This window comes from Skermanella aerolata KACC 11604 (genome assembly GCF_000936425.1).
Classification (GTDB): Bacteria; Pseudomonadota; Alphaproteobacteria; order Azospirillales; family Azospirillaceae; genus Skermanella; species Skermanella aerolata.
This window is the reverse complement of record NZ_AVFK01000022.1, coordinates 100,221-123,133: the sequence shown is the minus strand read 5'-3', so window position 1 is coordinate 123,133 and position 22,913 is coordinate 100,221. Positions and strand designations below refer to the sequence as shown.

Annotated in this window: 18 protein-coding genes; 10 read left to right on the top strand and 8 right to left on the bottom strand. The window is 63.8% G+C overall.

What is annotated here, in order from left to right; genetic code table 11:
- Positions 1-26: 26 nt before the first annotated feature.
- The 8 genes from N826_RS23705 to N826_RS23670 form a co-directional block, all read right to left on the bottom strand.
- Positions 27-1,061, bottom strand: coding sequence for an SIS domain-containing protein (locus N826_RS23705; RefSeq protein ID WP_044432837.1), 1,035 nt, complete (start codon positions 1,059-1,061; stop codon positions 27-29).
- A 2-nt stretch (positions 1,062-1,063) separates the two neighbouring features.
- Positions 1,064-2,050 carry an eIF2B alpha/beta/delta subunit family protein gene (locus tag N826_RS23700; protein WP_044432836.1) on the bottom strand — a complete coding sequence of 329 codons (987 nt, stop codon included), beginning with the start codon at positions 2,048-2,050 and terminating at the stop codon, positions 1,064-1,066.
- Positions 2,043-2,972, bottom strand: a complete 930-nt coding sequence (locus N826_RS23695; protein ID WP_044432835.1) for a carbohydrate kinase family protein — start codon at positions 2,970-2,972, stop codon at positions 2,043-2,045. The genes N826_RS23700 and N826_RS23695 overlap by 8 nt, the downstream gene beginning before the upstream one ends.
- On the bottom strand, positions 2,969-3,976 hold the full coding sequence (locus N826_RS23690) for an ABC transporter permease (protein ID WP_052831900.1): 1,008 nt from the start codon (positions 3,974-3,976) through the stop codon (positions 2,969-2,971). The genes N826_RS23695 and N826_RS23690 overlap by 4 nt, the downstream gene beginning before the upstream one ends.
- A gap of 1 nt (position 3,977) precedes the next feature.
- On the bottom strand, positions 3,978-4,958 hold the full coding sequence (locus N826_RS23685; RefSeq protein WP_044432834.1) for an ABC transporter permease: 981 nt from the start codon (positions 4,956-4,958) through the stop codon (positions 3,978-3,980).
- Between the two features lies 1 nt (position 4,959).
- Positions 4,960-5,943: an autoinducer 2 ABC transporter substrate-binding protein gene (locus tag N826_RS23680; protein ID WP_044432833.1), complete on the bottom strand. Its 984-nt coding sequence runs from the start codon at positions 5,941-5,943 to the stop codon at positions 4,960-4,962.
- A gap of 64 nt (positions 5,944-6,007) precedes the next feature.
- Positions 6,008-6,766 (bottom strand): ATP-binding cassette domain-containing protein, encoded by a 759-nt coding sequence (locus tag N826_RS23675; RefSeq protein WP_044432869.1) that lies wholly within the window; start codon positions 6,764-6,766, stop codon positions 6,008-6,010.
- A gap of 8 nt (positions 6,767-6,774) precedes the next feature.
- A complete protein-coding gene (locus N826_RS23670) occupies positions 6,775-7,962 on the bottom strand; it encodes a carbohydrate kinase family protein (protein WP_044432832.1) in 1,188 nt (395 codons plus the stop codon).
- 267 nt (positions 7,963-8,229) lie between these two features.
- Here N826_RS23670 and N826_RS23665 point away from each other — a divergent pair, with 267 nt between their 5' ends.
- The 10 genes from N826_RS23665 (at position 8,230) to N826_RS23620 (ending at position 22,863) form a co-directional block, all read left to right on the top strand.
- Positions 8,230-8,598 (top strand): hypothetical protein, encoded by a 369-nt coding sequence (locus N826_RS23665; RefSeq protein ID WP_147040935.1) that lies wholly within the window; start codon positions 8,230-8,232, stop codon positions 8,596-8,598.
- Positions 8,599-9,079: 481 nt separating this feature from the next.
- Positions 9,080-10,798, top strand: a complete 1,719-nt coding sequence (locus tag N826_RS23660) for a methyl-accepting chemotaxis protein (protein ID WP_044432867.1) — start codon at positions 9,080-9,082, stop codon at positions 10,796-10,798.
- Between the two features lie 80 nt (positions 10,799-10,878).
- Positions 10,879-12,642 (top strand): methyl-accepting chemotaxis protein, encoded by a 1,764-nt coding sequence (locus N826_RS45385; RefSeq protein ID WP_157599360.1) that lies wholly within the window; start codon positions 10,879-10,881, stop codon positions 12,640-12,642.
- Positions 12,642-14,156: a chemotaxis protein CheW gene (locus N826_RS23650; protein WP_084721098.1), complete on the top strand. Its 1,515-nt coding sequence runs from the start codon at positions 12,642-12,644 to the stop codon at positions 14,154-14,156. Before N826_RS45385 ends, N826_RS23650 begins: the two co-directional genes overlap by 1 nt.
- 111 nt (positions 14,157-14,267) lie before the next feature.
- On the top strand, positions 14,268-15,296 hold the full coding sequence (locus tag N826_RS23645; protein ID WP_044432829.1) for a purine-nucleoside phosphorylase: 1,029 nt from the start codon (positions 14,268-14,270) through the stop codon (positions 15,294-15,296).
- A gap of 461 nt (positions 15,297-15,757) precedes the next feature.
- The gene (locus N826_RS23640) at positions 15,758-17,560 is read left to right on the top strand and encodes a sulfatase-like hydrolase/transferase (protein WP_147040939.1); all 1,803 of its coding nucleotides are present in this window, start codon (positions 15,758-15,760) and stop codon (positions 17,558-17,560) included.
- A 316-nt stretch (positions 17,561-17,876) separates the two neighbouring features.
- A complete protein-coding gene (locus N826_RS23635; protein WP_044432827.1) occupies positions 17,877-19,841 on the top strand; it encodes a methyl-accepting chemotaxis protein in 1,965 nt (654 codons plus the stop codon).
- Positions 19,842-19,899: 58 nt separating this feature from the next.
- Positions 19,900-20,664 (top strand): gluconate 2-dehydrogenase subunit 3 family protein, encoded by a 765-nt coding sequence (locus N826_RS23630; RefSeq protein ID WP_044432826.1) that lies wholly within the window; start codon positions 19,900-19,902, stop codon positions 20,662-20,664.
- 52 nt (positions 20,665-20,716) lie between these two features.
- On the top strand, positions 20,717-22,486 hold the full coding sequence (locus N826_RS23625; protein WP_044432825.1) for a GMC family oxidoreductase: 1,770 nt from the start codon (positions 20,717-20,719) through the stop codon (positions 22,484-22,486).
- Between the two features lie 5 nt (positions 22,487-22,491).
- Positions 22,492-22,863 (top strand): c-type cytochrome, encoded by a 372-nt coding sequence (locus N826_RS23620; RefSeq protein WP_044432824.1) that lies wholly within the window; start codon positions 22,492-22,494, stop codon positions 22,861-22,863.
- Positions 22,864-22,913: the final 50 nt, after the last annotated feature.

Sequence of the window (22,913 nt, the reverse complement as noted above, 5' to 3'; positions counted from 1 at the left end):
CGTCAAGGAAGCGGGCAATGCGTCCGTCACATGGCCATGATGCGTGCCTGGATCTCGGCGTGCTGGGCGCCGAAGTCGCGGCCGGCGCGCGGCGCCGTCACGTCGAGGCCGAAGCGGTCGGCATAGGCGAGGCACAGGTGCTGCACCTTCAGGGTCGTGGACAGCAGCGCCGCCAGCGCCGATTGCCAGCCGCCCGGCTCGAACGGACCCCGATCCAACGGTTCCGGCTCGATCAGGGCGGTGCTTGTCAGGAAGGACCGGAAATTGGCCGCGACCTCGGCGCCGCGCCGGATCGACAGCGGCGCCGTCGCGATGGCGAAGAGGCTGTCCGGCGGTTCCGCCATGAAGTTCATGCCGTGGATGAAGTTTTCCGTTTCCGCCGCGATGGCCGGGATGCCGCCGGCCTCGTGGAACTTGGCCGCACCATAACCGGCGGTCGCAAGGTCCGGGCCGCCGCCCAGCAGGAAGATCTTTCCGGCCGGGTCCATGGCGGAAACCGCGTCCTCCGCGAAATCGCGCGCGGCTTCCGACCAGCGCGGCATCAGCGCAAAAAGCTCGATGAGCGGATCGGTACCCTCGCCGATCCAGTGCAGGCCCATGACCGCCAGCGCTTCCACCGTGACCAGATAGTCGAGGGTGTGGGGGGTGACGCGGGAGATCGGCGTGAAGGGCAGGACGACGACATCGTCGGCTTCCTTCGCGAGAGCGCTGGTCTTGCCGCAGGTGACCGCGACGACGTGGGCGCCGGACGCCCGGGCGACATGGGCCGCTTCCACCGTCCGCCGCGTGTTGCCGGAGATCGAGCTGAGGACGACGGCGTCGCCGGCGATGTAGCGGGTGAAGCCGGCGAGCTGCATCGAGGTGGTGGCTTCGAGCTGGATGCCAATCGCGTCGAAGAAGCCCTTGAGGGCGGCGGGCGCGAAGGCCGAGTCGCCGCAGCCGCCGGCCATGATCCAGCCCTCGGGACGGGCGATGCCGCCGATGCGCGCGCTCAGGGGCTCCAGGCAATCCGCCAGGATTCCGGCCTGCGCGGCGATTTCCCGCCTCATCACGTCATTCATCGTCAGGCTCCAGCGGTTCCGGTCGGGAAGGTCTCGCGGCCCAGCGCCCAAATCGCCTGGGGCGGTACGGCGCCGTGCTCGGTCAGGATCGCGGTGGTCAGGTCAGGCGGGATGACCTCAAGCTCGGGCGCGGTCGTCACGGCATAGCCCAGGCCGGGCAGCGTCAGGCCGGTCAGCAGGGGCTTGTCGTAGGACCGCAGCGCCGGGGCGGGCCGCCAGCCGGAATAGCTGCGGAGGTCCAGCTTGAGCAAGTCGGTGCAGCCATAGACCTCGCTGCCCTGAAGGCGGGCGAGCTTCGCGATCATCCGGCTGCCTATGGTGTTCAGGAAACTGCCGTCACTCCGCAGCGTCTCGACGCCGAACAGGGCGGCGTCGCAGAAGCCCAGGCCGTACTCTACAGCGGCGTCCGGCAGGTAGCGGACGGTCAATCCGGCCGGGATGAATTCCTCCAGATAGCGGGCACCGCCGGCGATCGTCCGGCTTTCGGGCACGACGACGGTGAGCGAACGGTTGGCGGCGGCCAGGGCAAGGACGATGGCCGAGACGGTGCTGGAATAGTCGAAGGCCATGACGCCCCGGACATGGGACAGGTGGGCGACCGCCGAGGCGACCAGCCGGCGCTTGCGGGCGATGGCCGCCTCGCTCCAGCTGCCGATGCGGCTGCGCAGTTCGGCGGCGCGTCCGGCTTCGGGGATGTCGTCCAGCCCCGCCAGCAGGAGCTTCAGGCTGTTGCCGATCACCGGCGTATCGTGGCCGCGCGTGCGGGCGATGAAGCAGGCCGCCATGCGGGCGCGGAGGAGGGCCTCCCAGCGGTTGGGCACGGTGTCCAGGATGTGGAGCAGCAACTCGTTGCCCAGCGCCACGTGGCGGCTGGCGCCGAGCACGCCTTCGTCCACGATCTGCCAGAGGAAGTGGAGGGTAGGTTCGTCCGGCGGCGTGAGGCCGGCGGCCTTCAGCTCCTCGACATGCTCGAAACGGCGCTCAGGCATGGGTCTGTCCCTCCGACTGAAGAAATTCTTCGACGTCCCGGCGCCGGGGCATGGCGGATTGGGCGCCGTAGGCCAGCGTCGCCAATGCTGCGGCGGCGTTGGCGAAGCGGAGGCGGTCGGGCAGGGCGGCGCCCTCCATCCTGGCCGCGATGTAGGCGGCGGCGAAGCAGTCGCCCGCGCCAGTGGTGTCGATGGCGTCCAGCACAATGCCGGGCGCCGCGGTCTGGCCAGCGGCGGAGATGTGGCGGCAGCCGTCGGCGCCCATCGTCACGACGATCTCGCCGTCGCCCTGCTTCAGCATCGCGGGGGCGAGCGGGACGCCGAGCGCCTCGGCGGCGCATACCCAGGCTTCGCGGTTGACGAAGAGGGTATCGACCAATTCCAGCACCGGGGCCAAGCGGGCGGGAGCGCGCTGGATGTCGGGCGGTTCCAGGTCGAGCGACGCCGTGATGCCCCGGTCGCGGGCCTGACGCAGGACGTGCTCGGTCAGGTCGGCGTCGCCATAGGTGACGTGGATGTGGCGGATGCCGTCGAAGACGGCGGGCACGATGTCGGCGACCCTGGGGAGATAGGCGTCCGTCTCCAGCCGGATCAGCGATTTCTCGCCCGAGGGGGAGAGCAGGACGACGCACATGAAGCTGTTGAGGCCCGAGCGGCAGACGACATGGCTGACGTCGACGCCCTCCGCCGCGACCTTCATCAGCGCTTCGCCGCCGCCCGCGTCGTCGCCGATCGCGGCCATCAGGCGGGCCGGGCGGCCCAGGCGGGTGAAGGCGACGGCGGAGTTGGCCGACATCCCGCCCGGCATCTGGCCCAGGTGACGTCCGCCGACCTTCTGGTCGAAGCCGGGGATCGTGGGGACGGAAACGAACAGGTCGAGGTCGAGGTCGCCGACGCAGAGGACATCCGGTGCCGCGATCAAGATCCCATCCCCCGGAGCCGCCGGAAGACCCCGGTGGTCGAGACGGAGGCGATCAGCAGGACGCCGATCAGTCCCAGCTGCCACGCGGCCGAGATATTGGCGAGTTGCAGCCCGATTTGGAGCGTCGTCACGATCAGGATCGCGACGATGGTGCCGGGGATGCCGCCGGTGCCGCCGAAGATATGCGTTCCGCCCAGCACCGCTATCGTGACCGACAGAAGCTCCATTCCGCGCCCGGCATCGGGCCGGGCCGCGAGGAACCACGACAGGGAGATCACGCTGCCGACCGCCGCCAGCACGCCGCTCAGCATGTAGAGGCCGACCCTGATCCGGGCGACGTTCAGCCCGGCGAGATGGGCGGCGCGGTCGTCGTTGCCGCAGGCGACGATGTGCCGGCCGGTCACGGTGCGGGTCAGCATGACGTGCAGCACCAGGGCCACCGGCAGCAGGACGAACAGGAAGGCGTTGGGCATCCCGAACGTCGTCCCCTGGCCCAGCCAGCCGAACTCCTCCGGGAAGCCGCCGATCGGCCGCCCGCCGGTCGAGGCCAGGGCCAGCCCGCCGAACGCGAACATGGTCGCCAGCGTCGCCATCAGCGACGGGATGCGCAGGACGTTGACGAGGAAGCCGTTGACGAAGCCCAGGCCGGCGCCGAGTAGGATGCCGGCGGCGCTGGCGGGCCAGACGCCGATCCCGGCCGCCACCAGCGCCCCGGTGAAGACGCCGACCAGTGAGACGATCGAGCCGACCGACAGGTCGATGCCGGGACCGCCCGCCAGTATGACGAGCGTCTGCCCGAGGCCGAGCAGGCCCAGGATCGGGATGTATTGCAGCAGGTAGGGGACGGTGCGTGCCTGGAGGAAATAGGGCGACAGCAGGCTCATCGCGACGAGCGAGACGACCCAGAGACCCAGCAGCAGGAGCAGCCGGGCCTGGAGCGGATCGCCTTGCAGCCGGTCGACGAAGGAGCCGATGGTCCTGGCCCCGGTGGCGGAAGAGGTCATTTCAGGCGCCTCTTTGATTATTGCGGTTGCCCAGCGCGTCGGCGGTCAGCACGACGATCAGCAGGCCCCCGATGATGACGGTCTCCCACAGGGATGAGACGCCGATCAGCACCAGCCCGTTCTGGACGATCCGGATGAAGACCACGCCCAGCAGCGTCCCCAGCAGGCTGCCGACCCCTCCCCGGATGCTGGTACCCCCCAGGATCGTCGCGGCGATGGCTTCCAGCGCCACCGTGGTCCCGATGTTGATTTCGACGTTGCGCAGACGCGCCACGTAGAGCAGGGCCGCGAAGCCGGCCAGCAGACCCAGGATCGCGTAGGCCGCGATCTTGGTCCGGTCCACGTTTATGCCGACCAGCTTGGCCGACTGCTCGCTGGAGCCGATCGCGTAGAGGTGGCGTCCGTAGGGAAGCTGGCGCAGCAGCACCCAGCACAGCCCGTAGACGGCCAGGATCACCAGCAGCGAGGCGGGAATGCCGACGACCTTGCCGTTGACCAGCGGCGACAGGGTTCCGGGCAGGCCGGAGATCCAGGCGCCGCCGATCACCAGGAACATGATCGCGGAGAAGATGTACATCGACCCCAGCGTCGCGATGATGGGCGGCACCCGCAGCTTGGTGGTCAGGAAACCGTTCCACGCCCCCAGCAGCGTTCCGGACGCGAGGCCGATGGGCACGACGAACCACGACGACAATCCTGCCTGATACGACTTGCCGATCAGGATAGCCGATACCGCCATGATGCCGCCGACGCTGACGTCGATCCCGCCCATGATGATGACCAGCGTCATGCCGGCGCTGACGATGGCCAGTTCCAGCCCGGCGCGCAGCGTCTGGACGAGGTTGACGACCGTCAGGAAATACGGCGACGCCAGCGAGAAGCCGGCGCCGACGATCAGGATGGCGGCGAACAGCACCAGCTCCCGCGTCGCGGTCGGCGAGGCCAGTCGGAGCGGCGGGAGAAGGCCGGTCACGTGAGCCATGTCAGAACTTGAACTGGTCGATGTTGTCCGCCGTGAAGACCATCGGTGGGCCGAGCAGCAGGATCTTGTCGGCGGCAAGCCAGGTCGCCTGCTCCTTGAGGCCGTCGACCGCCACCTTGTCGGCGAAGGCGCGGCCTTCCGACAGCTCCTTCGCGGCCCAGACCGTCAGGTAGCCGAGGTCGGACGGGTTCCACAGCACCGAATAGGTCATGGCGCCGCTCTTCACGTAGTCGCGCACCGTATTGGGCGAGCAGTAGCCGGTCGCCACGATCTCGCCGCTCCGGCCGGACGCCTCGACCGCCTGGGCGATGCCGGGGCAGGTGGTGGAGGCGATGCCGATGATGCCCTTGAGGTCGGGGTTGCGGGTCATTGCGTCGGTCGCGAACTGGAAGGCGCGGGCGGCGGTGCCGTCGGTGTGGTCGACCGAAACGATCCGGAGCTTGGGGTACTTGGTCGACGCGCGCTGCTTGATCGCGTCGATCCAGTTGTTGAGGCTCTGGATCGTCGGCGCGTCCGAGATGATGGCGACCTTGGCGTCCTCGCCGACCCGCTTGACCATCTCGTCCAGGATCGTGAAGCCGAGGTCCTGGTCGCGCGCCTGCGCCACGTAGAAGTCGCGGGCGCTGCCGGGGGCGTCGGCATCGGAGGTGATGACGTGGACGCCCTGGGACTTGGCGCGGGCGATGGCCGGCTTCAGCGTTTCGACGTCGACAGGAGAAACGGCGACGACGTTGAAGCCCTGGTTGACGAAGCTGTCGAAGATGCGGAGTTGGTCGGCCGAATTGGTCGAGGTCGGTCCCTGCTGGACGTAGTCGACGCCGAACTTCTTGGCGGCCGCCTTGGCGCCTTCCTCCATCGCGACGTAATAGGGGATACCTTGAATCTGCGGGACGAACGCGACGCGGATGTCGGCGGCGGAGGCCGTGCCCATCAGAGAGGCGGCGGTGACCATTCCCAGTACTGCTGCTTTCAGGACCGTTTTCATCGGGTTGTCTCCCTTGGGGAAGGCGTCGTTGGCGGGGGGTTCGGGTATCGGGAGGCTTCGGGCGTCAGGAGGCGGCGGCCCGGACTTCGCTGGCGCCGGTGATCAGGCCGATGATCTCCTCCGGCGTGGTCGTGGCGGTTTCGCGCACCGCGATGCGGCGGCCGTGGCGCATGACGGAGATGCGGTCGGAGACGGCGAAGACGTCCTGGATGTTGTGGGAGATCAGGACGACGGACTTGTTCTGGCTGCGCAGCCTGCGCACGAAATCCAGCACCTTGCGAACCTCGGCCACGGCCAGGGCCGCCGTCGGTTCGTCCATGATGATCAGGCGGGCGTCCATGTTGAGGGCGCGGGCGATGGCGACGCCCTGGCGCTGGCCGCCCGACATCGTTTCCACCCAGCTGTCGAGGCTGGGGACGTGGACGTCGAGCTGGCTCAGCAGTTCCGCCGTGCGGCGGCGCATCGCCGGCCGGTCGAGGAAGGGGATGCCGAGGATCGGGCGGCGGATCTCCCGGCCCAGGAAGATATTGTCGGCGACGGTCATCTTCCCGGCCAGCGCCAGTTCCTGGTAGATCGTCGCGATACCGCTTCGCCAGGCGTCCTGCGGCGAGCGGAAGCGGACCGGCTGGCCGGCCATGCGGATCTCACCGGCGTCGGGGATATGGGCGCCCGACATGGTCTTGATCAGGGTCGATTTGCCGGCGCCGTTGTCGCCGACCAGGGCCATCACCTCGCCCTCGGCGACGGCGAAGTCCACCCGGTCGAGGGCGACCAGACCGCCGAAGCGCTTGACGATCCCGGTCATTTCGAAAAGCATGGTCATGGCCTTGGTCAAGCCTCCGCTTCTTCGGGGGCCATCCGTTCCAGTTCGGCCCTGATCTCGTCCGCCGAGGAGATGCGGCCCTGCGCTCCTTCCGCCGTGGTCGTCAGGCTGGCGGCGATGGCGGCGTGCTGCGCCGCTTCGCCCAGGGATGCCCCGTGCAGCCAGAGGGCCAGGAAGACGCCGGCGAAGGTGTCGCCGGCCCCGGTGGCGTCCACCACGTCGACCGCCAGCGCCGGAACGAAGATCAGGGCGCTATCGTCCTTCGGAAACACCACGGCGCCCAGCTCGCCCATCGTCACGACGACATCGGCGCGCGGACCGATGGCGTGGAGCCAGGCTTCCAGGTTGTCGATCATCGTCGCGACCGACGTGCGCAGGGTGAAGATGTCGCGCAGCGTCACGTCGTTGACGAAGACGAGGTCGATCGCCCGGACCAGACCGGCGAAGGCTTCGGGCGTCCGGGAACTGGCCGGCAGGCCGGTCGTGTGCAGGCTGACCTTCCAGCCCGCGTCATGGAACCGCCCGACGGACCCCAGCATCCGTTCGTAGTGATAGCCTTCGATATGCAAGCAGCAGGGACGGCTTTCGGCCGTCACGGCGAGATGGGCCGTCAGGTCGATCTCGCTCAGCTCGAACGGTTCGTTGATGATGGTGCGGCTGCCGTTGGCCTCGACGACGACGACGCAGCGCGACAGCCGGTTGTTGAAGGGCCGGCGGATCGTGAGCGCGTGGACCCCGCGCTGCGCCAGTTCCGCCAGTGCCCAGTCGCTGTCGGGGTCCTCGCCGACCGCCGTCGCCAGTTCCACGTCGAGCGCGAACCGCGAGCCGACGCCGGCGGCCGCCACAGCGACATTGGCGGCGGGGCCGCCCAGTGCCTTTTCGATATGGTCGGCCGTGATCCGGTCGTCGCGGTGGGGCAGGACGCCGACGCGGCAGACGTAATCGACGCTGATGTAGCCGACGGAGATCAGGCGCGGCAGGTGGAGGTGATCGGCAGGGCGGCGGGCGGCGGCTCCACCGGGCAGAAAACGTGCGACGGCGCTGGGCCGGTAGTTGAGCCGTTCGATCGCCGCTTCGATCCGGGCCAGCTTTTCAGGGCGAACCTTTTCGGGATAGTTGATCGCGTTGGAAACGGTCCCGATCGAAACGCCGGCGGTCCGCGCCACGTCGGCTATCGTAGGGCGCTTGTGAGCCATCCCGGGCAATCCATGCTGTTGCAAAGGAATATTGAAGCGTTTCAATCATATCGAGATATGCATAACATTCAAGCCGGAATCGGCCATGAAATACCAAAAAAATATGCCTTTCGAATGAACCGTTTGCTTATTATCAATGCGGCGACCGGGCGCCGAGATCAATTTGAAATTTTTTCAATAAAATGGATGCGATACTGGCGGAACCATGGTCTTTACCTCCTGTTGCACTTCGACTTTCTGCGGCTTGCAGCCCTTCAGGAGACGATCGTGAGCATCGAAACCACCGTTACCCTCTTCAAGGACAACACCACGTCCCGTCAGGTCCTTCAGGAGCTTTACAACGCCGGCTTCAGGAACGAGTTCTGGATCTTCGGCGACAGCAGCGAAGCCTGGGGCAACGAAACGGCCGGGACGAACCCGATGGAAAGCTCCAAGCACCAGTACGGCGGCGAGACGACGGAAGTCGGCATCCTCAGCCGGCTCGGCGTGCCGGAGAACGAAGCGGAAGCTTATATGGACGATGTCCGGAAAGGCGGCGTGCTGGTGATCGGCCAGGTCAACGATGAGAGGGCGCAGGAGGTCCGTGACATCCTGGGCCGGCACGAGCCGGTACGGAGTTCCATGCCGGCCGGCTGAAGCGGCGGATTAAGTGAAAGACGGCGCGCGAAGCTTCCGGTGCCGATGCCAGCGTCGGCACCGGAAATCCTGCCAGCGGACCATCAAGTAAAATCGCCGTACTAGTTATTGCGAAACGTAGAAGCGGCTCCCAGCCGCTTTTTTCGAAAAATGATTTGTCGAACAATCCGCATTGTGCACACGTAGTTATCAATATGCACACACGAAGCAAATGAATAACAAAATTTTTCAAAATCCCTAAGCACTGCATTAATGATTTTTTAACTCTGAATGAAGTTGCCGTAGTCAGATGCAGAATATACCACAGCCATTACTTGGTTTTATGCCCAAAATCATATGACTAAGAGTTATAACAAATTTGTCTATTATTTTGCTATCGGTTGTTCGTCGGTGCAGACTGTCCGGGATTGGGATGCGATCTGCTGAAGATGGACGCTGAACGCGTTGTTTCACGAAATAGCATTTGGATGAGGTTCCCAAGATGGTTTCGCAGTCGCCTTCGGGCTCGATCAGCTCCCGCTTCAACAATCTGCGGATCGGGACGAAACTGTTCGCGGCATTCGCCATTGTCCTGTTCATCACCGCAGCTATCGGCCTGTTTTCCATACAGCGGTTGAGCGCGGTCAATGACGCGTCCCTGGAAGTTCGGGACAATTGGCTTCCTAGCACCGTCCTCGTTTCCCACCTGCGTTCCGCCGTCCAGAAGTATCGCCTTGACGAAGCCCGGCACATCATGTCGCTGACCGAGGCCGACATGGCGAATGCCGAGAGCGAGTTGAATGCCGATGTCGTCGAGATACAAAAGCTTCGTGCCGAGTATGAACCTATGGTCGGGGCTGGTGAAGAGCGCGGCTACATCTCGGATTTTGACCGCGACTGGCTGGAGTATCAGCAAGGCCATAAGCGCTTGCTTGAACTTTCGCGGAACAATGAGAATGAGAAGGCGGGAAATCTGTTCCGTGGGGAATTTCGTGACCAGTATCTCAAGGTCGTCAAGAGCCTCGAAAACAGTGTAGCGCTGAACATCCGCGAAGGCAGGAGGTCGGCCGATGCTGGTGCGCAGACTTACGAATCGGCGTTTTTCTGGATCCTCGGCGCCCTTGCCGTTGCGGTCGCGCTGTGCATCGCCGTCGGACTGATAGTCGGGACCGGCATCTCGCGTCCCATTCTCGCGATCACCGACACCATGCGCAGGCTTGCCGACCGCGACATGAGCGCGGAGATCGCGGGGGTGGGTCGAGGAGACGAAATCGGCGCCATGGCCAATGCCGTCCAGGTTTTCAAAACCAGTATGATCGAGACCGACCGGCTGACTGCCGTTCAGGCTTCCGAGAACGAAGCGCGGCTTAAACGGACGAAGGCCATCGAAGCCTTGATCGCCGATTTTGACGGTTCGATGGCATCGATCCTGCGCACCGTCTCCTCGGCTGCCACCGAATTGGACAGCACCGCCCAGAGCATGGCGGCAACTGCCGAGGAATCGAGCCGACAGGCCACAGCGTCGGCGACCGCTGCCGAGCAGACTTCGGCCAACGTGCAGACGGTGGCCTCGGCAGCCGAGGAGATGACCGGTTCCTTGCAGGAGATCTCGCGTCAGGTCAGTCGATCGACCGGCATCGCCAACGACGCGGTCGATCAGGCTGAGAAGACCGACAGCACGGTCCAGGGCCTAGCCCAAGCGGCCCAGAAGATCAACGAGGTGGTCGGGCTTATCCAATCCATCGCCGGACAGACCAACCTGCTGGCACTCAACGCCACGATAGAGGCGGCAAGGGCCGGTGAACATGGCAAGGGCTTTGCCGTGGTGGCATCGGAAGTCAAGAGTCTGGCCAACCAGACGGCCAAGGCGACCGAGGAGATCACATCGCAGATCGCTTCGATCCAGGCGGAAACCGGCAACGCCGTCGGCGCCATCCGCGACATAGGCGGCACCATCCGGCAGATGAACGAGATCACCACCACCATCGCGGCCGCGGTCGAGGAGCAGAACGCCGCAACCGCCGAGATCTCGCGCAACGTTGCCCAGGCTGCCGCCGGAACGCAGGAAGTTTCGCTGAACGTCGGTCAGGTCATGGAGGCTTCAGCTCAGACGGGTTCCGCCGCGACCCAAGTGCTGGGTGCAGCGGGTGAACTTTCCCAGCAGGCGGAGATGCTGCGTACCGAAGTCGAGCGCTTTCTGGCCGGTATCCGGGCAGCCTGATGTACGGAACGGCCATACACTTGGCCGTTCCAATCTTCCAAATCCAGACGTAAATGTCGTGACGTGCCGGTGATAATATCATGAACAATTCAAGTGACACCAAATTAGACCAATCCGACTACTTGACGTTGATGGCTTACTGGGCAGCGATACTTCGAGCGCAGGCAGTCATCGAATTCGATCTGGAAGGCAAGGTCCTCACCGCCAATCAAATTTTCCTGGACGCCATGGGATATCGGCTGGACGAGGTCACCGGCAAGCACCATTCCCTTTTTTGCGATGCGGATTACGTTGGTTCCACCGCCTATGGAGACTTCTGGAAGACGCTGCGAGCCGGGGAATTCAGTTCCGGCGAATTCAAGCGCGTGGGCAAAGATGGGCGGAAGGTCTGGATTCAGGCGACCTACAACCCGATCTTCGACGCCGACGGCCAGACGTTCAAGGTCGTGAAGTTCGCCACCGACATAACCAGCGCCAAGCTGGTCAACTCGGAATACCAGGGCAAGGTGGATGCCATCGGACGGGCCCAGGCGGTGATCGAGTTCGACCTGGACGGCAATGTCCTGATGGCTAACAAGAATTTCCTCGACGCGATGGGCTACCGGCTGGATGAGGTGATCGGACAGCACCACTCCCTGTTCTGCGATGCCGACTATGTGCGATCGGACGCCTACAAGGAGTTTTGGCAGGGATTGAGTGCGGGCCGATTCAATTCCGGCGAATTCAAGCGCCTCGGCAAGGATGGCCGCACGGTGTGGATCCAGGCGACCTACAATCCGATCTACGACTCGGAATGCCAACCGTTCAAGGTCGTGAAGTTCGCCACCGATATTACGGCCGCGAAGCTTGCCAATGCGGAATACCAAGGCAAGGTGAACGCCATCGAGCGCGCCCAGGCGGTAATCGAATTCGACCTGGACGGTAGGATCCTGACGGCCAACAGTAACTTCCTGGACACGATGGGCTATCGGCTGGACGAGGTGGCCGGGCAACACCACTCGATGTTCTGCGATCCGGCTTATGTCCGCAGCACCGACTACCGCGATTTCTGGCTCAAGCTGGGGGCTGGAGAATTCCACGCCGGGCGGTATCTGCGCATTGGCAGGCATGGGCTGGAGGTTTGGATCCAGGCGACCTACAATCCGATCTTCGATGCCGAGGGCAAACCGCACAAGGTCGTCAAGTTCGCGACCGACATCACCGAACAGGTCGGCCTTGAACAGCGCGTCCAGGCCAAGACCGCCGCGATGACGGAAGGCATCCGCGACCTGATCTCGTCGATCGCCGGCATCGCGGAAGGCACGCGTAAGGCGACGGAACTGGCCAAGGACAGCCAGGAGGAGGCGGACCGCGGCTCGCGTGCCCTGGAAAGCTCGATCATCGCCATCGGGCTCATCGAAAAATCGTCCGAAGACATCAGCGACATCGTCCGGCTGATCGGCGATATCGCAAGCCAGACAAACCTGCTTGCCTTCAATGCCGCCATCGAGGCAGCCCGGGCAAAGGAGCATGGCCTTGGTTTCTCCGTCGTCGCCGACGAGGTTCGGAAGCTTGCCGAGAAATCGGGGCAGGCGGCGCGTGACATCGACAAGCTGATCCACGAATCGGTCAAACGGATAGCAACCGGGAACGAAGCATCCGGCAAGGTCAAGGAGACGTTCGAGAAGATCGTCAACGGTGTCACGAAGACGACCTCGTCCATCCAGGGGATCGAGTCCGTGAGCGAACGGCAGCTCAGGGTCGCCGAGAAGGTGAAGCTGCTGATCGAGGAGCTTGTTCGGACGTCGCCAAACGGCTGTCCGGCCGAAACCGGACATGCTTCCGGTACAAGGACAAGACCGTGATGGGGGGGAGCCGGTTATACGGAGTTGTGCGGGCCGGCTCAACCGAAGTCGCGATCCCGGCGGACGTCATCCAGGAAGTCGTGAACTGGAATGGAAGTATTTTCCGCAACGTTCAGGATGCCGGCTATATGCTCGGCTTCTTCGATTTTCGGGGCCGAGCCGTTCCGGCGCTGGGACTGAGGCAGTTTATCGACGGCGCCACATCCCCCGACGATGCCAAACATGTCGTGATACTGCACACCCCGAAGGGACGCTTCGGCATAGCCATCGATGCCATCCACGATGTCATACCGATCGCAAGCGACCGGATACAAAGATTCGAGAACCAGTCCGCCAACGTCGCCAACGAGTTGTTGGACGGCGTGTTCTTCGACCCTGGAACTAACAGGGTCATCCGGCTTTTCAATGTCGATGCGTGTCTCGAAAAATCGATGATCCCTTTGCTGGTCGAGAACCAGGCGTCGGCGTCGGACGCGCTCGATACGGAGGAACCCGCATCGCGTTACCTTTGCTTCGACTGCCTTGGACAGGATTTCTGCCTGGATATCGCTGTTATCCACCAGATCGTCCCAAAGCCCGAGATCAAGTCGTTCAATCTTCCGGTCCCGCTTCTCCATGGTATGATGAACCTGAGAGAAGAAGTCGTTCCGGTCATAGACCTGCTGCATCTGCTTGGCTTGAAGAAGAAGCAGGATGCGCAGGACTCCGTTATCGTGCTTAGCCTCGATCAGCAGTATATCGGAATATTGGCGTCCGGTCTGACTACCATGAAAAATATCAGAAAGGACGCGATCCTTGAATTTCCGATCTTCTGGCATCCGGGGAACGGCTTTCTACACGGTGTCTTGAATTCCGACGAAGCGGCTTCCCTCGACAGGAACAGGGAAAGGACTGTATTCGTACTGGACCACGACGCCATCTTCCGAACGCCCGAGTTGAAGTCCATCTGCCGGCTGCACGCTCAGTTGACGAAGGAAATTGCCAAGACCCGCGGAAGCAATGACGGCGCCAACGATCTGGAAGTACTTGTTTTTCAGTGTGACGACAGGAAGTTCATCACGGACCTGTGCATGATCAGTGAAGTCCGCCTCCTGCCCGCCCGGTTCATGAAAATAGAAAATGGGGCGGAGTCGGTAGTGGGTTTGATAACTTTCGGCGGCGTCCTGGTTCCGCTGGTTTGCGTGCGCAAGCTGATCGGAAAGCCGTCGATCGATCCGACCGAGGAAACACGCGTGCTCGTCGTCTGGTCGGATGCCGGGACCTTCGGCTTCGTGGTCGATAAAGCCATCGCGGTCGAACGCGCCTTCATCCACGATGCCGGATGCCGATTCCAGCAGGGCATGCCGGACAGCGAAGATTTGCTTCGTGCGGTGACGAGTACCGTCATGGTCGAGATACGGCGGCAGATGAGCAGCATGACCCTGTTGAACTTTGACGACTTGGCAAGAAGGATCGCGCGAAGCTCGCTCCAGCGTGTCGGCCTCAAGGAGACAGCCGAGGATCTGTTGTGCTGATCCTCAACGGGGTGCGGCGTTCGAAACCGAAGTTTTTTCGCTGAAAGGGTTAGGGTCGCCGCTCCCGCCTTTGTTGTAGGGTGCGAGCTTTCTTTTCGGCGGAGTTCTGCGATGTCTATCAAATCCCTGTCCTGGGGTACGGTCCTGTTTGTTTCTCTGGCGTCCGGATTGGGAACGACTGTTCAGGCCGCGGAGACGGTCACCGCTCCGGTCAAGGTCAAGGTCTTCGCGGCATCCATGTTCGAGATCGGCAAGAATACCGGAGACAGGGCAGGGGAGTTCCAGCACTGGTACGAGCGCTACTGGAAGGACAGCGAGCCGGTCGCGGTCAAAGGCGCCCTCAATCCGGTCTACTGCGACGGCGACGGGGTCTGCGGCTCGGTGCTCGGCATGGGCAAGGTCAGTTCGTCGGCCTCGATGCAGGCGATCCTGCTCGACCCCAATCTTGATTTTTCGCAAGCTTACTTCATCATTTCGGGGGTGGCCGGGACACCGCCGGCGCGCGGCACGATCGGCGAGGTGAACTGGGGAAGCTGGGTCGTGGATTATGACCTGGGACACCGTTGGGCACCGGAGGAAGGCGAACCCGGAGCGCCGACCTTCATGCCGCGCAAGGGCTACGAAGCCGTCCGCCTGTTCCGTTTGAACCCGGATCTGGTGACCTGGGCGATGCGGCTGACGGCGGACACTCCCCTGAAGGATTCGGACGCGGCGCGGGCCTATCGCCAGCGCTATCCGCAGGAAGCGGCACGCCGCGCTCCGTTCGTCGGCGCCGGGACGCATATGACGGGCGATACCTTCTTCCATGGTCCCGGCATGTCTGAGCAGGCGCAGTACATCGCCAAGCTCTACGGCGCCGACGACTACGTGATCACCGAAATGGAGGCTGCCGCGATCACGCTGGTCATCAAGCGCCTGCACGGCGACGACCGCGTCATGAGCCTGCGGGGCGCGGTGAACTACGACCAGGGCAATCCCAACGAAACGACCTTGCAGCACCTTGATCCGGCCCCAGGCCAGACCGCCGGCGGCTTCGCGGAGACGGTCGAGAACGTCGCGGCTGTCGGGTCGAGGATGGTGGACCACATCGTCGGCAATTGGGACACCTGGCAGGCCGGGGTTCCGGCGCCGTCGAAGTGACGGGACAGGCGACACCAGCGTTCCAGGCAGCTCAAGCTTAAGGACCGCTGGTATGATACCAGGGGCCGGGGACATCGACCTGTGAGGACGGTGTTTGTTGGGCCACGGCCCAACCTACAGGCTCCTGCTTGGTAGGTTGGGCCGTGGCCCAACACTTGCCGACCGCCGTACGCCGATGCCCGAAACATGATGGCGCAGGACCCGGCTCATCTCCGATTCGATGCTCTCATTCTCGTAAAATGACTGCATGTTCTCGGTTGACGAATGTGCGATGTGTTGTAGCGGAAATATTCGTTACTGATATTCTATAATAGACATACATTAGTACATGGCAAGATGTCTGAATCAATAATAACTGAAGAAACTAATTAGATATTTAGATTTTTATTTAATGTCGATATTCATTGTACAATAGTAAATTCATACACCGGTCAGGTGTCGGCCCAGATAAGGAGACGCTCGTGTCCTCGCGCCCCAATATAATCATCGTTACCGTCGATGAATTGCGTTTCCCCATGAATTTCCCAGCCGGTACGATGACCTCGGATGAATTCATGAAGAATTATATGCCGTATACCTATAATTTCCTGTGGAAGGACGGCATCAAGTTCTTCAATCATCAGGCTGCCGGTTGCGATTGCACGCCCGGCCGGTCCACGATGGTCACCGGCCTCTATACCCATCAGACCTTTATGTTCCTGACGCGCGGCATCAAGAATCTGAACGCTCCGTCGCCGCAGGCTGCTCTCGATCCGCGCTTCCCGACCTACGGCAAGTTCCTGCGCAAGCTGCAATACGAAACCCCGTATGTCGGCAAATGGCACCTCAGCAACTCCTCGTTCGACAGCAATGCCCCGCTCAACTATCTTGAGGACTACGGCTTCGACGCGCTGACGACGCCGGATCCCGTCGGAGGCCCCGGCGAGGGCCTGGGCGGCGTGCCGCCCAGCCACCAGCACGGCTCGGTCACGCCGAACGACAGCCTCATCGCCGCCCAGGCGATCGGCTGGCTGAGGAACTATGTCACTCAGCAAAGCGCCGACGATGGGCAGGATAGTGGGCAGGGTAAAGGGCACGCCGAACGGGCCGGCGAGTTCTGCCTGTCGGTCAACTTCGTCAATCCGCACGACAAGCAGTTCTTCTGGGCCGGCATCGAAGCCGACCGCTACAACGCCCTGTTCGAGGGCACCGGCCTGACGCCGGCGATCGCCTATGGCGTCAACATCGTGCAGCAGGTGACGCCGCCCGACTTCGACTACGACCTGCCGGCCAATTGGGAGTCGACAAAGGAACTCGCGGCAAAGCCGAAGCTGCAACGCTATTTCCGCGCCTGGTCGGACGTGATCTGGGGCGGTATCAGCGACGACAAGACGGAAACCGGGTTCAAGGTCGTCAAGTCGAGCGGCGACGGCCCCTATGGTCAGGACGACCAGGGAGCGGCCATCGGACCCTTCGAATACTGGATCAAGGCCCAGAACGTCTATACCCAGACCATTCTCGAAGTGGATCGCCAGATCGGACAGTTCCTGGGCAATATCCCATCCGACGTCCTCGCCAATTCGGTCGTGATCTTCACCTCCGACCATGGCGAGTATTCCAGCGCCCACGGCCTTCAGGGCAAGGGCGGCGGCGTCTATAAGGAATCGGTGCATGTGCCGCTGATCGTCCGCGACTTCACGGGCCGCTACGCCGCCGCCCCGGAAATTCCGCGCACCCAGCTGACCTCCAGCATCGATCTCGTGCCGTTCTACCTCTCGCTGGCATCTGGCGGCATGGACTGGCTGGAAGACACGACGCTCGAAGCCCTCTACGGTTCCCGCGCCAACCTCTTCGGCATACTGTCCGACCCGGCGGCTCCCGGTCGCGGCTATGCGCTGCATACGACCGACGAACTCTACGCCAATCTGGACGACTACTGGCTGGCACCGGAGCATGTCGTCGGTATCGTCACGGAAACCGGCAAGCTCGGCACCTATTCATTCTGGAAACGTAACGACGTGACGCCGCAGCCGGAAGGCATGGAGTACGAATACTATAGTTACCTGACGGAACGCGGCAAGCTTGAGCTGGACAGCCATCCCGACAGTCCCGAAGCCGAGGTTCTCAAGAAGCTGCTCCTCGACAAGCTGGTGCCTGACGAGTTGCAGAAGCCCCTGCCGCTCGAATATGCCGAGGCCCAGCATGACGCGAGGACGAGTTACTGGAACTATGTCGAACGCTTCCAGAATGCCAGGCTGGAGATCCCGACCTGGTGCTACGGCTAAGCTGTAGCCGCTGGGAGCAGATCGTCGAGGGCCGCCGCCGCGCGGCGGCCCTCCGGTTCACCGGATGCATCCCGCCTTCGCGCGGCAACCAGCACCGCGTCCCGTCCGTCCGGACGGCCCCTTGAATGTCTCAAATTGTTTCATTCGTTATCATTTCGGCAAGTTGTTTGTGTTGAAACTCAGTCCGCGCTCGTTGAAGTGCGGATTTAAAGTAATGAATTGCCTTATGACTTTGGTCTGAGCGTTTCAGTATTTGCTAAAATCCGTCATTTCATTGGAAGCAAGTCTGAGACCATGCCTGTCGAAAGTCATAAGCATGATTCAAATTCGTTCAATTTCCATGCGGCTGGTTGTCGCCATTTCGGCAACGGCGGCGGTCGCCTCCGGTGCGCTATGCGTCGTCGCAATGACCAAGCAGAACGAGATCACCGGTCTGGCGCTCGACCGCGAAATGAAGCTTCAGTATGACGGCGTGCTGGCTGCTTTCGAGTACGAAGGACGGACGGCGGCCAGCGTCGCCGCCGTGGTCAGCGGCCTGCCGGGCGTTCAGGACGCGCTGGACCGCGAAGACCGTGCGGCGCTGGGCGGGCTGCTGACCCAGGCTCAGGCTTCGGCCAAGGCCCTGGGTGTCGGCCCGTGGTCCTTCACCAAGCCGCCGGGGATCACGACGTACCGCGTGCATGAGCCGAAGTCGTTCGGCGACGACGTTTCCCAGCGCCGGCGCACGGTGGCGCTGGTCAACCAGTCGGGCAAGGGCGTTACCGGCATCGAGCCGGGGCGCGACAACCTGGGCGTCTACAGCGTCGCTCCCGTCATGCGCGACGGCCGCTTCGTCGGCGCGATCGACATCGGCATCACCTTCGGCAAGTCCTTCGTCGACCGGATCAAGACCCAGTTCAACGTCGATTTCGCCGTCCACCGCTTGCAGGACGACCAGTTCAAGACGCTGGGCTCCAGCCTGAGCGACAAGTCGCTCGCGACACCGGAAGAAATGAAGCTGGCGCTCGACGGTACGGTCGTGCTGCGTCGGACGGAGTTCGAAGGGCATCCGGTCGCCCTTTATCTCGGCCAGTTGAAGAACTTCGCCGGCGAGCCGGTCGCCATCATCGAACTGGTCAAGGACATCTCCAGCTTCACCGCCGTCGAGACGGGCACCTTCCGGTACCTGATGACCGCGACCGGCGTCGTCCTGCTGGGTTCCGTCCTGGTGGCGCTGCTGGTCGGGCGCGGGTTGTCGCGTCCGCTGGACCGGCTGCGCGGGTCCATGGGCCGGCTGGCGCAGGGCGAGACGGATGTCGCTATCCCCGGACGCGACCGAAGGGACGAGCTTGGCTCGATGGCCGACGCGGTCGCCGTCTTCAAGGACATGATGATCGAGGCCGAGGCCCTGCGCACCCAGCAGGAAGCCACCCGCACCGCCGCCGAGGCCGATCGCAAGCGCGGCATGAACGAGCTGGCCGACCGTTTCGAAGCGAGCGTGCGCCATGTAATCGACGCGGTGTCCGCGTCGGCCGACGACATGCGGGGCGCCGCCCAGTCGATGTCGGTCACCGCCGAGGAAACCCAGCGCCAGACGCTGGCGGTCGGATCGGCGTCGGAGCAGACGTCCAGCAACGTGCAGACGGTGGCGACCGCCGCCGAGGAGCTTTCCGCTTCCATCAGCGAGATCGCGCGGCGGACCGCCGATGCGTCGCAGGTCGCGATCCGGGTCAGCGAGGAAGGCAAGCGGACCGACAGCATCGTCGCCGGCCTGACGACATCGGCCCAGCGGATCGGCGAGATCGTGCAGATGATCCAGCAGATCGCGTCCCAGACCAACCTGCTGGCGCTGAACGCCACGATCGAGGCGGCGCGGGCGGGAGAGGCCGGCAAGGGCTTCGCCGTCGTCGCATCGGAGGTCAAGCAGCTGGCGACCCAGACGTCGCGGGCGACCGAGGACATCCAGTCCCAGGTCAGCGAGATCCAGTCCGAAACAGCCAAGGCGGCCGAGGCGGTTCGCGGCATCTCCACGCGGATCGAGGAATTGAGCGGGATCACCGCGTCGGTTTCCAGCGCGGTCGAGGAGCAGGGCGCCGCGACGCAGGAGATCGCCCGCAACGTCCAGCAGGCCTCGCTCGGGACCCAGGAGGTATCAGCTACCATCGGTGCGGTCACGGCGGCCGCCAACGAGACCGGCAGCGCCGCGGCGCAGGTACTCGCCTCGGCCGACGGACTCGCCAGCCAATCGGCGCGGCTGCGGAACGAAGCCATGCAGTTCCTGGCGACGATCCGCGTCGCCTGATCGAAGCCGGCTTACCGGCTCAACTTCGACTTCAATACCCGAGGGATCACTTAAGCAGATGACTGAAGCATTACCCCGGCGCCGGTTTTTGATCGGCGCCGCGACCGGAACCGCTGCCGTGACGGTGGCCGGAGCCTTCGCCGCCCCCGACCTCGCGGCGGCCCAGCCGCAGGAAACGGCCCCGGAAACCAAGTCGGCCCCCAAGCCGGAAACGACCGCCGCCGCAGCGGAAACTCCGGAATACATCCCGGAACCGATGCAGGTCCTGACCGCCACCGAAGCCGCCTTCGTCGCGGCGGCGGCCGACGCGATGATCCCGGCGGACGACCTGTCGCCGTCGGGTTCGGAATGCGGCGTGGTCACTTACATCGATCGCCAGTTGGCGGGCGCCTATGGGGCAGGGGCCAGGATGTACCGGGCGGGGCCGTTCCACGCTGCGGTCCCCGGCGCCGGCAACCAGTCGCCACTACCCCCGCTGGAGTTCTTCCGCGCCGGCATCAAGGCGGCCAACGACTGGACCAAGGCGACGCACGGCAAGCCGCTCGACGGGCTGGAGCCCGCCAAGATCGCCGAGGCGCTGAAGACGATGGAAGCGGGCAAGGCCGAGTTCGCCTCGATCGGGTCGCGTCCGTTCTTCAACGCGCTGCTTACCATGGTGATGGAAGGCTTCTTCGCCGACCCGATGTACGGCGGCAACCGCAACATGGCGTCGTGGCGGATGATCGGCTACCCCGGCCTGCCGGCGACTTATGCCGACAAGATCGATGCCTTCCGCGGCAAGCGCTACGACGTCGAGCCGCAGTCGATCGCCGACTTCTCCTGACGCGCCGACTTCTCCCGACTGCCGCCAAAATAACGGTTAGAGACAATACGACATGGCTAAGAAATTACCGGAAGTCGACGCGGTGCTCGTCGGCATGGGCTGGAGCGGAAGCATCATGGCCCGCGAACTCAGCAAGGCCGGACTGACGGTCGTGGCGCTGGAGCGCGGCGCCAACCGCGTCCCCGGCGAAGACTTCACGCTGCCCGGCATCCGCGACGAGTTGCGGTTTTCAGTTCGTCAGGAACTGATGCAAGACCCGTCGCAGGAAACCGTCACGTTCCGCCACGGCACCGACAAGCAGGCGCTGCCGATGCGGCGCTTCGGCTCCTTCCTGCCGGGTGACGGCGTCGGCGGCATGGGCACGCACTGGAACGCGATGACCTACCGCTTCCTGCCCAGCGACCACAGCCTGCGCAGCCACCTGACCCAGCGCTACGGCAAGAAATCCGTCCCCGACGACATGCTGATATCGGACTGGGGCGTCACCTATGACGAGCTGGAGGGCCACTACGACCGCTTCGAGAAGCTGTGCGGGCTGTCGGGCAAGGCCGGCAACATCAAGGGCAAGATCCATCCCGGCGGCAACCCGTTCGAGGGCTGGCGCAGCGCCGAGTATCCGAACAAGCCGCTGAAGCCGTCGCTGGCCGGCACGATGTTCGAGGCGGCCACCAAGGAGCTGGGCTACAACCCGTTCCCGGCACCCGCCGGCAACATGAGCGCGCCCTATGTCAATCCGGAAGGCGTGCGGCTGGGGGCCTGCCAGTATTGCGGCCACTGCGAGCGCTTCGGCTGCGAAGCCAACGCCAAGTCCAGCCCCAACACGACGCTGCTGCCGGTGCTGGCGAAGGAGCCGAAGGTCGATATCCGCGACCGCTGCTACGCCAGTAGGCTGGTCTACGACAAGGCCGGCAAGAAGGTGACCGCCGTCGTCTACGTCGATCTGCGGACCGGCGAGGAATACGAGCAGCCGGCGGGCATGGTGTTCCTGTCGGCCTGGGTGTTCGGCAACACCCACATGATGCTGCATTCCGGCATCGGCCAGCCGTACGACCCGAAGACCGGCAAGGGCGTCGTCGGGCGCAACTACTGTCATCAGGTGCAGTCGCAGGTCGGCGTCTTCTTCGAAGGCAAGGAGATGAACCCGTTCATGGCCGCCGGCTCGCTCGGCATGGTCATCGACGACTTCAACGGCGACAACTTCGACCACTCCGGCATGGACTTCCTGGGCGGCGGCTACATCGCGCTGAACTCGACCAATGCCCGGCCGATCCTGACCCGTCCGGTCCCGCCTGGCACGCCGCGCTGGGGTTCGGAGTGGAAGGAGGCGACCGCCAAGTGGTATCGCAGCTCCGCCAGCATGAACTGCCAGGGCTCCAACTATTCCAGCCGGGGCAACTACCTGGACCTCGACCCGACCTACAAGGACATCCTGGGCCGGCCGCTGATCCGGATGACCTACAACTTCACGGACAACGACCGCCGCATGTCGGCGTTCCTGACCGAGAAGGGCGCCGGGATCGCCAAGGCGATGGGGGCGACGCATATCGCCGCCAATGCCCGTAAGGGCGACTTCGACGTCGTGCCGTACCAGTCGAGCCACAACACGGGCGGCACGCCGATGGGCACCGATCCGAAGACCAGCGTGGTCAACAAATACCTGCAAAGCTGGGACGCCCATAACCTGTTCGTCCTGGGCGCCTCGGTCTTCCCGCAGAACGCCGGCTACAACCCGACCGGCGCCGTCGGCGCGCTGACCTATTGGGCGGCGGACGCCGTGGTCAACAAGTACCTGAAGAACCCCGGCCACCTGATGAAGGCGTGATTTCGATGCGTGGATTTGTACTGAACGCGGTTTGCGCGGCGGGTTTGCTCGCGGCGGCGCCCGCCGCGTGGGCGGCGGATGCGGGGCAGGGCGAGGAGGTCTATGCGACCTGCGCCGCCTGCCACGGCGAGAAAGGGGAGGGGACGGAAACCGGCCCGGCGCTGGCCGGCATCGTCGGCCGCAAGGCCGCCGGGGTGGACGGCTTCCGCTACTCGGCCGCCATGAAGCGGAGCCGCATCACCTGGGATGCGGCGTCGCTGAAGGAGTTCATCGCCGACCCGCAGGGCAAGGTGAAGGGCAACCGGATGCCGTTCGACGGGATCGCGGATGCCAAGGAAGTCGATGACCTGGTGGCCTATCTGGAGAGCCTGAAGTAACTGGTTGCCTTGTATGAGCCGTTGCCTTGGACCGGCGGGGATTTCGATCC

Bases quoted from the DNA above. Each gene is read 5' to 3' on its own strand.
- N826_RS23625 (WP_044432825.1), top strand. From the start codon at position 20,717: ATGGCTAAGAAATTACCGGAAGTCGACGCGGTGCTCGTCGGCATGGGC.
- N826_RS23645 (WP_044432829.1), top strand. From the start codon at position 14,268: ATGTCTATCAAATCCCTGTCCTGGGGTACGGTCCTGTTTGTTTCTCTG.
- N826_RS23670 (WP_044432832.1), bottom strand. From the start codon at position 7,962: ATGGCTCACAAGCGCCCTACGATAGCCGACGTGGCGCGGACCGCCGGC.
- N826_RS23705 (WP_044432837.1), bottom strand. From the start codon at position 1,061: ATGAATGACGTGATGAGGCGGGAAATCGCCGCGCAGGCCGGAATCCTG.
- N826_RS23630 (WP_044432826.1), top strand. From the start codon at position 19,900: ATGACTGAAGCATTACCCCGGCGCCGGTTTTTGATCGGCGCCGCGACC.
- N826_RS45385 (WP_157599360.1), top strand. From the start codon at position 10,879: ATGAACAATTCAAGTGACACCAAATTAGACCAATCCGACTACTTGACG.
- N826_RS23690 (WP_052831900.1), bottom strand. From the start codon at position 3,976: ATGACCTCTTCCGCCACCGGGGCCAGGACCATCGGCTCCTTCGTCGAC.
- N826_RS23635 (WP_044432827.1), top strand. From the start codon at position 17,877: ATGATTCAAATTCGTTCAATTTCCATGCGGCTGGTTGTCGCCATTTCG.
- N826_RS23660 (WP_044432867.1), top strand. From the start codon at position 9,080: ATGGTTTCGCAGTCGCCTTCGGGCTCGATCAGCTCCCGCTTCAACAAT.
- N826_RS23685 (WP_044432834.1), bottom strand. From the start codon at position 4,958: ATGGCTCACGTGACCGGCCTTCTCCCGCCGCTCCGACTGGCCTCGCCG.
- N826_RS23620 (WP_044432824.1), top strand. From the start codon at position 22,492: ATGCGTGGATTTGTACTGAACGCGGTTTGCGCGGCGGGTTTGCTCGCG.
- N826_RS23675 (WP_044432869.1), bottom strand. From the start codon at position 6,766: ATGACCATGCTTTTCGAAATGACCGGGATCGTCAAGCGCTTCGGCGGT.
- N826_RS23700 (WP_044432836.1), bottom strand. From the start codon at position 2,050: ATGCCTGAGCGCCGTTTCGAGCATGTCGAGGAGCTGAAGGCCGCCGGC.
- N826_RS23650 (WP_084721098.1), top strand. From the start codon at position 12,642: ATGGGGGGGAGCCGGTTATACGGAGTTGTGCGGGCCGGCTCAACCGAA.
- N826_RS23680 (WP_044432833.1), bottom strand. From the start codon at position 5,943: ATGAAAACGGTCCTGAAAGCAGCAGTACTGGGAATGGTCACCGCCGCC.